This window comes from Priestia sp. P1_B12_1 (genome assembly GCF_056406695.1).
Window position 1 is genome coordinate 32,749 of sequence record NZ_JBFTZR010000005.1, and the last position, 11,659, is coordinate 44,407.

10 protein-coding genes are annotated in these 11,659 nt (G+C 38.5%); 8 read left to right on the forward strand and 2 right to left on the reverse strand.

Annotation, left to right across the window (positions count from 1 at the left end; all coding sequences use genetic code 11):
* Nucleotide 1 precedes the first annotated feature (1 nt).
* From walK to rlmH, 7 genes are all read left to right on the forward strand, one after another.
* Nucleotides 2-1,909 carry a cell wall metabolism sensor histidine kinase WalK gene (gene walK, locus AC1D0Y_RS17335; RefSeq protein ID WP_013059906.1) on the forward strand — a complete coding sequence of 636 codons (1,908 nt, stop codon included), beginning with the start codon at nucleotides 2-4 and terminating at the stop codon, nucleotides 1,907-1,909.
* Complete coding sequence (locus tag AC1D0Y_RS17340) at nucleotides 1,900-3,267, forward strand: YycH family regulatory protein (RefSeq protein WP_028411920.1); 1,368 nt, start codon at nucleotides 1,900-1,902, stop codon at nucleotides 3,265-3,267. Before walK ends, AC1D0Y_RS17340 begins: the two co-directional genes overlap by 10 nt.
* Nucleotides 3,254-4,033: a two-component system regulatory protein YycI gene (locus AC1D0Y_RS17345; protein ID WP_477707817.1), complete on the forward strand. Its 780-nt coding sequence runs from the start codon at nucleotides 3,254-3,256 to the stop codon at nucleotides 4,031-4,033. The genes AC1D0Y_RS17340 and AC1D0Y_RS17345 overlap by 14 nt, the downstream gene beginning before the upstream one ends.
* An 18-nt stretch (nucleotides 4,034-4,051) precedes the next feature.
* Nucleotides 4,052-4,846: an MBL fold metallo-hydrolase gene (locus AC1D0Y_RS17350; RefSeq protein WP_028409754.1), complete on the forward strand. Its 795-nt coding sequence runs from the start codon at nucleotides 4,052-4,054 to the stop codon at nucleotides 4,844-4,846.
* Nucleotides 4,847-4,903: 57 nt separating this feature from the next.
* The gene (locus AC1D0Y_RS17355) at nucleotides 4,904-6,136 is read left to right on the forward strand and encodes a S1C family serine protease (RefSeq protein ID WP_035335787.1); all 1,233 of its coding nucleotides are present in this window, start codon (nucleotides 4,904-4,906) and stop codon (nucleotides 6,134-6,136) included.
* Between the two features lie 72 nt (nucleotides 6,137-6,208).
* The gene (locus AC1D0Y_RS17360) at nucleotides 6,209-6,367 is read left to right on the forward strand and encodes a CxxH/CxxC protein (RefSeq protein WP_063611556.1); all 159 of its coding nucleotides are present in this window, start codon (nucleotides 6,209-6,211) and stop codon (nucleotides 6,365-6,367) included.
* An 83-nt stretch (nucleotides 6,368-6,450) separates the two neighbouring features.
* A complete protein-coding gene (gene rlmH, locus AC1D0Y_RS17365; RefSeq protein ID WP_016765982.1) occupies nucleotides 6,451-6,930 on the forward strand; it encodes a 23S rRNA (pseudouridine(1915)-N(3))-methyltransferase RlmH in 480 nt (159 codons plus the stop codon).
* 169 nt (nucleotides 6,931-7,099) lie between these two features.
* Here rlmH and AC1D0Y_RS17370 read toward each other — a convergent pair whose 3' ends face one another.
* Nucleotides 7,100-8,098 carry a tRNA dihydrouridine synthase gene (locus AC1D0Y_RS17370; protein ID WP_028409752.1) on the reverse strand — a complete coding sequence of 333 codons (999 nt, stop codon included), beginning with the start codon at nucleotides 8,096-8,098 and terminating at the stop codon, nucleotides 7,100-7,102.
* Between the two features lie 409 nt (nucleotides 8,099-8,507).
* On the reverse strand, nucleotides 8,508-10,406 hold the full coding sequence (locus AC1D0Y_RS17375; protein WP_477707818.1) for a PhoX family protein: 1,899 nt from the start codon (nucleotides 10,404-10,406) through the stop codon (nucleotides 8,508-8,510).
* A gap of 381 nt (nucleotides 10,407-10,787) precedes the next feature.
* On the opposite strand from AC1D0Y_RS17375, the gene AC1D0Y_RS17380 reads away from it, so the two are divergent.
* Nucleotides 10,788-11,630, forward strand: a complete 843-nt coding sequence (locus AC1D0Y_RS17380; protein ID WP_060745908.1) for a PepSY domain-containing protein — start codon at nucleotides 10,788-10,790, stop codon at nucleotides 11,628-11,630.
* Nucleotides 11,631-11,659: the final 29 nt, after the last annotated feature.

Consider the following 11,659-nt stretch of genomic DNA (forward strand, 5'->3'; position numbering starts at 1 on the left):
GATGAAGAAAGTAAGGCTCCTGCAATCTATTCATTTAAAGTTTGTATTGATTTATGTGCTGCTTATTTTAATTGCGATGCAAATTATTGGGGTCTATTTTGCACGACAATTAGAAAAAGAATTAGTTAACAACTTTCGAACGTCTCTTCAAGAGCGGACAGACTTGCTGACGTATAACATTGGACAAGAAATGGTGAAAAATCGTGATGATGATTCACCCACTCTTGAGGAAGACTTAAAGACTATTTTACGAGATTTTGCTTCAAGACCCAATTTAGCTTCAAATGATATGAATGACATCTCTGAAGTAAGAGTCATTGACCAAAATAGAAGAATCATTGCTACATCGAACTCAAATCCTCAACAGATCATAGGTAAAAAGACTAATGATTTAGCGATTACAAATGCGTTGTTAGCAGGAACGAACTCTGATAATGTATTTGTTGATCAAAGCGGACAGCGAATTAGAGTTATGATACAGCCTATTCGTTTACAGGATAAAGTAGGTGCCAGTCAATCAAATTCAACTAATAAAAATGGAAAAGTTCAGTCTAGCGAAGAAATCTTAGGTGCTATTTACTTAACAGCTTCCATGGAGCCTGTTTACGATCAAATGAGTAATATCAATCAGATCTTTAAGGCAGGTACAGTGATTGCTCTTTTTATTACAGCTATTTTAGGCGTGTTTTTAGCTCAGACGATTACTCGTCCAATGTCTGAAATGAGAAAACAAGCACTTGAGATGGCCAAAGGGAATTTTACGAGAAAAGCTAAAGTATACGGGTATGATGAGATTGGTCAGCTAGCTCTCACATTCAACAACTTAACAAGAAAGCTTCAAGAAGCACAGGCAACTACAGAAGGGGAGCGCCGTAAGCTTAGCTCGGTATTAGCTCATATGACGGACGGCGTTATTGCGACGGATCGAAAAGGAAGAGTAATTTTAATTAATGATCCAGCTGCAGCTATGCTAAATGTTTCACGTGAAACGGTTTTGTCTGACCCAGTTGTTTCCCTATTAGATCTTGAAGAAACGCATACGTTTGAAAGCTTGCTCGCTAATCAAGAGTCATTAATTTTAGACTTTAGTACAAAATCGGATCCCTTTATTTTAAGAGCTACCATTTCCGCTATTCAAAAAGAGACCGGTTTTATTAACGGGATTATCATTGTCTTGCATGATATTACAGAGCAGGAGAAAATTGATCAAGATCGCCGAGAATTTGTAGCGAATGTTTCACATGAATTGCGTACGCCGTTAACAACGATGCGCAGTTATTTAGATGCGCTTGCAGAAGGAGCATGGCAAGATAAGGACTTAGCTCCAACATTTTTAAATGTAACGCAAACGGAAACAGAACGAATGATTCGTCTCGTTAACGACTTGCTTCAATTATCTAAGCTAGATAGTCAAGACTACCGATTTAGTCGTGACCCAATCAATTTTGTGAAGTTCTATCATTACATCATTGATCGCTTTGAAATGACAATTGAACAAGGTATTTCGTTCGTGCGCGACTTGCCAAATGAAGCAATCTATGTCGCTATCGATCAAGATAAAATTACACAAGTATTAGATAACATTATTTCCAATGCAATAAAATATTCACCTGAAGGCGGAACCATTACGTTTTCAATTGCTCAGCATACGCATGAAATTGTTGTGAGCATTAAAGACCAAGGTATGGGAATTCCAAAATCAAATTTAGCTAAAATTTTCGAACGCTTCTATCGTGTAGATAAAGCACGAACGCGTAAATTAGGCGGAACAGGATTAGGGCTTGCTATTGCCAAGGAAATTATTGAAGCACATGATGGACGCATTTGGGCAGATAGTCAGGAAGGAAAAGGAACAACGATTTACTTTACTCTTCCGATTGAAAGTGAGAATGATGACGAATGGGAATGAGATATGAACATATCAAAACGGCCATCTTAGTTGTTCTCGTCGCTTCCAGTTTAATTATGACGTATCATATATGGACGTATCAGCCTTCTTATAAGGTCATTTCAAAAAATCAACATTTGCAGGAAGTTGAAGTTAGTTCAAAAAGTAAAATAGAAGATCATATTCTTCCAACAGAAGTTCTCTATCATCGAAACGATAATCACTACATGTCTCACGATGAAGATGATGTAAACAAATGGGTAAATGAAATGAAAAAGTGGAAATTTTCGAATGTGACGGACGTTTCGGATGCTATTTCACCTGATGGATTTTTAAATTATGTCCATGGAAGTAATTCTATTGAAGTGCTGTATCCAGACGCGCTACCTTTGAAAACATTTCAACAGCTTTTTTCATTTTCTCAAACGTCTTTGCCTAATCAAACATTTGACCGTGTACTCATTAAAATTAAGCGTACACCTTCCTTTTTCGTGAGCGTGTATCTTGTGAATTATGAGCAAAAAAAGATTTATTCGGTTACAGTCAAGAATTTGGCCAAAGATGATATCAAAGAATTAGAAGATAAAATGAAGCGTACGTATGCCCCGAGCCTTGTATATAAAGAAAACAAAAATCGATATATCTTCCTTCCGGAAAATAATATTACGATGAATAGTGAAGTCTACTATACGAGCATGAGGCATTTAGATATTGAAAAATATAAAGAAGCGCTTTTTAACAACCCAGACTATGCACGGAAAGAAACGTCTACAAACCGAGATGTCTACACTGAAGGTACAAAAGTGATCAATGTCAATACGAAGACAGATGTGATGGAATATGTGAATCTTGTAAATTCCACGACCGAGGTAATGGAAGATTATAATTTAATAAATCGCAGCTTTAGCTTCGTTAATGACCACGGCGGCTGGACAGAATCTAATTACAGGTTCAACAGCTGGAATCGCATTACAAAAGAAATTAGCTATCGTTATTATAAAGATAACTATCCAGTGTACAGCAATCAGGGAATGACTGAAATATATCAGAGATGGGGAAATGCGGAGATTTTAAATTACCGTCGTCCTCTTTATCGTTTTGTAAGAGTACAGGACTCGAGTGTAGAAAAGCTGCAGTCATCTCAAAAGGTGATTCAATTAATTGAAAAACATCAAAACTTTGACCCGAATCTGTTAAAAGATATTTCAATAGGCTATCAGCTAGAAGAAGTGTCACAGCAGCCGAAAACCGGCGAAAAGACGGTTGAGTTTAATTCTAATTCTGTCAAACTCGTTCCTTCTTGGTTCTATTATTATAATAGCAAATGGTATCGAATTGCACCGCCGACCGAAGGAGGCGATAACGATGGATTGGAATAGAACAAAAACCATCTTTATTTTCACTTTCTTGATTCTTAATATTTACTTAGGCTATCAGATTTTTAAAACTCATCAAGAAGATCAGTACTCTCTATTTGTAGAGTCGAGCGTTGAAGAACAATTGACGAGTGAAGGCATTGAATATAAACATTTATCTACAGATGTGAAGGAAGCTTCGTCGTTAAATGCCAAAAGCAAACTGTTTAAAGATGAAGATTTAAAAAAGTTAAAAGAACAAAAAGCAACGCTGCTTGAGGAAAAAACAATTCGAAGCGTATTAGACAAACCTTTTTCAGTACCTGAAAAAAGTCCCGAAGCAAAGCTAAGTCAATTTCTAAAACGGTATGTGATCTCAGGTAAGGATTATGAGCTATGGAATGTTAACAAAGAGAAAAAAACAGTTACATTCTTTCAAAAATATAAGAAGCATAAAATCTTTGATAATGAAAATGGCATGATTGTTGCTCATTTAAATGATAAAGGTGAAATTATTTCTTATGAACAAACGACGCTAGGTTCTGTAAAAACGTTAGATGATGAGCAGGATGTTTTAACGCCTTTAAAAGCATTGGAAAATTTGTTTTTGAAGGGTGAATTGAAAAAGAAAGATTCTGTAACAAAAGTAGAGTTTGGGTACTATACGTTTGATCTGCCGCTACTAAATTCTCAAGTTTTAGCACCAACTTGGCATGTTATTGTAAATGGAGATACGAGTTATTTTGTAAATGCCTTTGAAGGGCAGATTATTAAAAAAGGAAATAAATAAGTATTTGGAGTGAGATAAATGAGCCTGCATTTCAGCGTGCTAGCGAGTGGGAGCACAGGAAATGCGATTTTAGTAAGTGATGGAGAACATTCCTTACTAGTTGATGCAGGGCTGAGCGGAAAACAAATGGAAGCTCTATTTCAACAAGTAAATCGCAATATCCCGGATTTATCAGGAATTTTAGTGACTCACGAACATAGTGACCATATTAAAGGACTAGGTGTTCTGGCACGTAAATATAAGCTCCCTATTTTCGCAAATGAAAAAACGTGGAACGCAATGGATGGCTTGATCGGCAACATTGATACGGAACAGAAGTTTCACTTTGAAATTGGCCAAACGAAATCGTTTGGTCAATTGGAAGTGGAGTCTTTTGGCGTTTCGCATGATGCTGCAGAGCCTATGTTTTATGTCTTTCATCAAGGGTCTAAAAAATTAACCCTTATTACGGATACCGGCTATGTAAGTGACCGCATGAAAGGTACGATTAAAAATAGCGATATGTACGTATTTGAAAGCAATCATGATGTCGAAATGCTGAGAATGGGGCGCTACCCTTGGAGCATTAAAAGACGAATTCTAAGCGACGTGGGACATGTATCAAATGAAGACGCGGCGCTTGCAATGGCAGATGTGATTGGAGATCAAACTAAACGCATTTACTTAGCGCATTTGAGTCAAGACAATAACATGAAGGAAATTGCCCGCATGTCTGTTGCGCAAGTGTTACAACAGAAAGACATCAGTGTAGAGGACAATATTCTTCTATGTGATACAGATCCAAAAAGACCAACTGATATTGTTTATGTATAGTCTCTAGAAAGGAAGCGAAAAATAACTTCATTTAGTACGTGAATGCAGACATTCACGATGATAAATGAAGGGTTCGGTGATAGTGTGGAACATTATGATGAAGGCCAAGAGCCAAATAGTCGGCCGCCTAAACGCCGCAGAGGATATTTCGCTTCTGCTCTGATTGGAGCTATTATAGGTGCACTTATTGTACTGCTTCTTATGCCAGCCTTGGTGAGGAACGGGATTTTGCCATACGGATGGATGGATGATGAAAATGGAGATGAACAAACAGGGTCTACCATTCAAAAATCAGTATCTCTTGACGTCACCACGGCCGTCACAAAAGCTGTTTCTGAAGCCAATGCAGCAGTTGTAGGAGTTGTAAACATCCAGAACTCTGAAAGCTTTTGGAATGATGAACGAACTGATGCCGGGACGGGCTCAGGTGTTATTTACAAAAAGCAAGGCAACAAAGCTTATATTGTGACAAACTATCATGTCATTAAAGGCGCTAACGAAATTGAAGTGAGCTTCAGTAACGGTACAAGGGTATCGGCTAAAATTCTTGGCAGTGATGATTTAATGGACTTGGCAGTTCTTGAAATTGACGCAGGCCACGTGACAAAAGTGGCTACCTTCGGAAATTCTGATAAGCTTAAAGCTGGTGAACCAGTGATTGCAATCGGAAACCCGCTAGGCCTTCAATTTTCTGGCTCCGTTACACAAGGAGTGGTCTCAGGGGTTAACCGTGTCATTCCTCAAGATTTGAATGGCGATGGAAATCCTGATTGGCAATCAGAAGTTATTCAAACAGATGCCGCCATTAACCCTGGTAATAGCGGGGGTGCTCTTGTTAATATTGATGGTGAATTAATCGGTATTAATTCCATGAAAATTGCTCAAGAAGCAGTAGAAGGCATTGGTCTTGCGATTCCAATCAACATGGCTAGGCCCATTATTAATGACTTAGAACGATATGGTGAAGTCAGACGTCCGTATCTTGGAGTTAGTACACTATCATTAAGTGAGGTATCAGGGTATCATTTAAAAGAAACCCTTAAGTTACCGCATGATGTAGTAAACGGAGTCGCTGTTCTAAAAGTTGAGCCAGGTTCGCCAGCCGCTAAAGCCGGATTAAAGGAATATGATGTGATTGTTGAGTTAGATCACAGCAAAGTAAGGGACATTGCGACACTTCGCAAACACCTCTACATTGAAAAAGAAATTGGCGATAAAATGAACGTAACGTTCTATCGCGATGGCAAAAAGAAATCCACAGAAGTAAAATTAACGCGTCAAATGAAGTAAAATAAAGTTATCCACAGGGGATAAACTCCTGTGGTTTTTTAATGAAAAGAATAGAGAAAGGAAGATAAATACATGAAGATATATTGCTGTTTAGAACATACAGAACTAGCGCTGGATGTAATGGTAGATGAGATTGAGCTAGCGCCGGTTTTTGAAAAAATAGAAAATTCCACTGACAAAAAAAGCTGTGAATATTGTGAAAATGAAGCTGTATATGTAGTAGGGAACTAATATTCTTATACAAAATGTGGATATAACATGTGGATATGTGGATAATATCTGTGGATAAGAGATAAAGGAGAGGAGAATAGCCTGTGAATATCTCTATTATAACCATTGGAAAGCTAAAAGAAAAATACTTAAAACAAGGTATTCAAGAATATTTAAAGCGTTTATCAAGCTATGCAAAAGTGGAAATTATTGAACTTGCAGATGAAAAAGCGCCAGAAAACTTAAGTGAATCTGAAATGGAACAGGTAAAACAAAAAGAAGGAGAGCGCATCTTAGCGAAAATCTCAGACGATACTTATGTGATCGCATTAGCTATTAACGGAAAACAAAAGTCTTCCGAGGAACTCGCAAAAGAAATTGATTCATTAGCTACCTACGGAAAAAGCAAAATAGCGTTTGTCATTGGCGGGTCGCTTGGTTTAAGCAGCGAAGTAATGAAACGCTCAAACGCAGCCCTTTCTTTTTCAAAGATGACGTTTCCTCATCAGCTTATGCGCCTAGTATTAGTAGAACAGATTTACCGAGCTTTTCGTATTATTCGAAATGAACCTTATCATAAATAGATCGTGTGGATATTTTTTCATTAAAAGCTGAGGCAGAAGGAAATGTAAAACCTTCTGCCTCAGCTTTTATCATATGTGGATAAATAGCATACGTCTATAAAAAAGAACAAGAGGTTCTTCTCTCCGATAAAATGTTAGAACAATTGAGTTTAAGCAAACGAGATCTTATTTAAGAAACAGAAAAACCTTCGTCTTCTTTCACTCCAGCTCTGTCTTTAAACTCATCAAGCAACGCACGCACTTCGTCAGTTGTTTCCGTGCTCATGAGTAGATTTCTTAATTCACTTGCACCGCGGAATCCGCGAACGTAAATTTTGAAAAAGCGTCGAAGCGGTTTGAAAGGGCGCGGCTCTAATTCTTCAGAATACTTATCATGAAGATCTAGCTGCAGGCGAAGAAGTTCTAATAGCTCTTCGCTTGTGTGCTCTTTCTTTTCTTTTTCAAACGCAAAGGGATTATGGAAAATTCCGCGTCCAATCATGATTCCATCAATGCCGTACTTCTCCGCAAGTTCAAGACCTTTCTGGCGGTCAGGAATATCACCGTTAATTGTTAGTAGCGTATGAGGCGCAATTTCGTCACGAAGCTTCTTGATCTCCGGAATTAACTCCCAGTGCGCGTCAACATCGCTCATTTCTTTTTTTGTACGAAGGTGAATAGAAAGGTTCACGATATCCTGCTCTAAAATGTGCTTCAGCCAGTCGTACCACTCATCAACTTGCGTATAGCCAAGACGAGTCTTTACGCTTACTGGAAGTCCTCCAGCTTTAGCTGCCTGGATAATCTCAGCCGCAGTATCTGGACGGCGAATCAGACCAGAACCTTTTCCGTTTCCTGCAACATTCTGTACAGGACAGCCCATATTAATATCAATGCCGCGAAAGCCCATTTCGGCCATGCCGATACTCATTTGACGGAAGTATTCAGGCTTGTCTCCCCAAATGTGCGCAACGATTGGCTGTTCATCATCTGTAAACGTCAAACGTCCTTTTACGCTATCTTTTCCTTTCGGATGGCAGTAGCTTTCCGTATTTGTAAACTCTGTAAAAAATACGTCAGGTCGTGCTGCTTCGGTCACGACATGGCGAAAAACGACATCCGTCACAGCTTCCATCGGTGCCAAAATAAAAAACGGACGCGGCAACTCATGCCAAAAATTATCTTTCATCTTATATCTAAACCCTTTCTTTTAGGGAAAACATATTCCCAAAATTAAAAAGTGTAATTTCTTTTATCAGGTTGAATGTCAGTATAAACTTCAACCAATATATACTTTAATGGTATGGAACGAAAAGTGCAAGGGAACGAGTGGTTTTGTTTTGCTGGAAATACCTATTGAAACAAATTTTATATCTAATATTAGTGGAGTGTAAGCAATTAAAAGGGAGCCTGAAGGCATGTAACGGATATCTGCGAATAAATATCCTAAAGCATTTGGTTTGTGTGTAGGCACTTTCTCCAAGGGTATTATAAAGTATTCACCATAATTATGATTACGATAAACGATTTTATAAATAACTTCGACTATATAAAAAACCACGTCTGTCATTGCACAACAGACGTGGCTTCATTACGTATTAATGCTTTTTGTAAGGTGCGCCGTCCTTAGAAGGCAGTCCAGAAATGTATCCTACACCACCTGTTTCTTGAATGCCAATGCTTTCTTTCATTGCATTAGCTAGCTCTTCTTTATCAACAGCGGTAATATTTTTGTCGCTGATGTCCTCGCCCGGGTGCTGATAGTTGCTTAATACGTAGCGAGAGTTTTTAATGTTTTCTACTGCACGAAGTCCTGTTGCTTCTGCTCCCACTGGAACTGAAAGGATGCGTGATAATTTTTTAGTTTTTACATTATAAGCCCATACGAAGTTGTTTGTATGCAGTGAGCTGTCTTCTCCGATAAACAGTGTATTTAAGTCATTTGAATACGTAAGGTTATCAGGGTTGGCAATTTTATTTGGGTCGGCTGTATTACCGTATGCATCTGCTTTTTCTAGGTCTTGTCCAATCAGTAGCCCTTCCATGCTTGCGGGAACGTAGCGACTGTTAATCTTGCCGTTTGCTTGGTCTTTTTGATGCGATCCTAAGTTCAGCTGGTAGGTCACACCAGACTCTAATTTTGGAAGCTGGATATCATCTTGTACAGCACCAGATTCTTTTAGCATGGCACTATTTTGGTAAGAAATAGCCATGTACGCTTTTTTGTCTTTTTTGTTAACCGTTAGTCCTTCCATCTTGTTGAATTCAGATGTTGCACCTAAAATTGCACCGTATCGGCGTGATTCTAAAAAGGCAGCTGCTTTTTCCATGCCAGGCTTTACTTTTAAATATTCAACTTTTTTACTTGCAGCGGTTTTCACAGCTGTAAATCCTTTTGTAGGCTGGTCAGCTGTTTCAAAAATATCACTAAATTTTGTTTCTTTGTCGATTATTGTTTTCACTTCATTGTCTGTTGCATGGCCAAGCTTAATCCACTGAAGGTCGCCTTTACCTCCATTTTCTGTGCTCGTTTGTTTAAACTTTGTCGCATAAAGAGTTCCTGCTGAGAAGTCTTTCTCCTTATCGGCTACATACATAAACATCATGGTATTAGACCCATCGTCTCCAAAAAGAGCGGTTTTGTTATCTGGAAGTACCTGCATCATTTCGTGTGAAAAACGGCCTGTGCTGTAATGTTTTACGACGGATGCATTGCCGCTTTCATCCACTGAAATTTCTGGAATCCAGCCGTAGTAGTAAGGATTTGCTTTTGACGTGTCGCCGAAATAAAGCTTAGCGAAGTTCGTGACGTCTTTATAAGAGCTGGATGAAGGATCTTCAAAAGCACGTGCATCAGGCTCGTATTCTTCTGACCCAAGGTGAGTACCCCAATCCGTTGTAGAGCCATTACACGGCGTCCACAAACCATCTACATTAGAAAAATCAATTTTTTTAGCATGGTTGACGGTTAGTTTTCCTGTTTTATCATCTCGGTCAACTTGTGTAAGCGTCATTGAAGCAGGAAGACCGGAAATCTCTTTTCCAGCATTATTAACAGATTCATATTCATAATGTGAAATAATATAAGACTTACCGTTGATGGTGATAAAGCTGTTTGAATCCGGTGCATCTGATACGTACGGTGATGGCTTATCAGGAACACTTCGGTCAATAATCGGATCCCCGTTTGCATCGATCGGTGTACCTGCGGCGATTAATTCTCCTTTATTATCGACAATTTTATCTTTTGAAAGAAAGAGCTGGTTATAGTTAAGCGGCGTTTCTTCAACGCTTCCATCTTTATACGTTACTTTTACAGATGCCTCTGTATACGTTTTAATCATATTTTCAATCGTAGTAGGTGCTTTCATTGGCTGAAACTCGACGTTTTTGATTTGTTTTGGATGTTGAACTGGATGATGCTCTGCTGCAAAAGCAGAAGCCGCGCTAGAAGCTAAGAGAGTGAGAGATAGTCCAAGAGATACTCGTTTTTTCATGGTTGATAACCTCCAAATCGTATTCATACACTTATTAAATCATTTGATTGTTGAGGAAATATAAAGAGAAGCGCTGGATTTGTTGAGCTGTTGTTAAGAACGTTGAACATTTATATGACAAGTTTAACTAGAAGTTATTCAGCTATCTTTCAGAATTTGTTCAGATAGCATTCAGCTGGGCTTCACAGTGAATTCATGTTCCGCTCTTACAATAAACACATAGCTAAAGGCGACAAAAAGCGCTTTGGCTCGTACAGCAAAAGTGAAAGGTATTTTAGCAGAAAAAAACGTTACTCCAATAGCGCTATTTTGATAAATGACCGCTGCTAAAACATTTGACTCGTGCTGTAAATACATTAGAAATTACGCGGAGGTATAATCATGATTGGAAAAGTATTAGCAGGAAAAGCAGTAGTGGCAAAAGCCGTGGGAGGTGCCACAATTGGAACAGCTATCGCTCTCGGTTCAATGACAAGTGCATTTGCTTCAGACGGTCAGCACATTACTTCAACAAAAGCGTCGGCTCATACTGAAGCGGCCACATATACACAAGCTCAAGCAAAAACAATTGCCTTAAAGAACTGCGGAGGAACGGTTCAATCGGTTTCTTTTGAAAATAACGCCTATACGTTTTTAATTCACGGAAAAGATAATCAAGACCATCATGTGAAAGTAAATGCACACAGCGGAAAAGTGGTAAAGGTTGAAAAACTATCTTTTTCTCAAAGTGAGGCACAAGCAGTAGCAGTGAAAAACTGTGGAGGAACGGTTAAGTCGGTAGGCTTCAACGATGGAGTGTATACGTTCTTAATTCATGGAAACGATAGCCGTGATCACCACGTAAAAGTCAATGCACAAAGTGGAAAAGTGATTCAAATTCAAAGCGCTGCATTTACAAAAGCACAGGTTCAATCAATTGCATTAAAAAATTGCAGTGGAACGATTCAATCGAGTTCATATGTAAATGATGTATACACATTTTTAATTCACGGAAAAGATAACAAAGATCACCATGTGAAAATAAACGCTGAAACAGGAAAAGTAATCAAAGTCGAAGCGGTAAAGTTTACGCAGGAACAAGCTAAACAAGCTGCTCTTCAACAGCACAAAGGAACGGTTCAATCTGTTTCATTAAGTGAACAAGCGTACACGTTTGTCATTAAAGGAACAGACAACGTACAACATATTGTAAAAATCAGTTCTCAAACAGGAAAAGTGTGCTGATTTGATACAAAAGACGATTGCTTCACGGC

Coding starts and splice junctions, on each gene's coding strand:
- walK (WP_013059906.1), top strand. CDS start 2: ATGAAGAAAGTAAGGCTCCTGCAATCTATTCATTTAAAGTTTGTATTG.
- AC1D0Y_RS17350 (WP_028409754.1), top strand. CDS start 4,052: ATGAGCCTGCATTTCAGCGTGCTAGCGAGTGGGAGCACAGGAAATGCG.
- AC1D0Y_RS17355 (WP_035335787.1), top strand. CDS start 4,904: ATGATAAATGAAGGGTTCGGTGATAGTGTGGAACATTATGATGAAGGC.
- AC1D0Y_RS17375 (WP_477707818.1), bottom strand. CDS start 10,406: ATGAAAAAACGAGTATCTCTTGGACTATCTCTCACTCTCTTAGCTTCT.
- AC1D0Y_RS17340 (WP_028411920.1), top strand. CDS start 1,900: ATGGGAATGAGATATGAACATATCAAAACGGCCATCTTAGTTGTTCTC.
- AC1D0Y_RS17370 (WP_028409752.1), bottom strand. CDS start 8,098: ATGAAAGATAATTTTTGGCATGAGTTGCCGCGTCCGTTTTTTATTTTG.
- AC1D0Y_RS17360 (WP_063611556.1), top strand. CDS start 6,209: ATGAAGATATATTGCTGTTTAGAACATACAGAACTAGCGCTGGATGTA.
- AC1D0Y_RS17345 (WP_477707817.1), top strand. CDS start 3,254: ATGGATTGGAATAGAACAAAAACCATCTTTATTTTCACTTTCTTGATT.
- AC1D0Y_RS17380 (WP_060745908.1), top strand. CDS start 10,788: ATGATTGGAAAAGTATTAGCAGGAAAAGCAGTAGTGGCAAAAGCCGTG.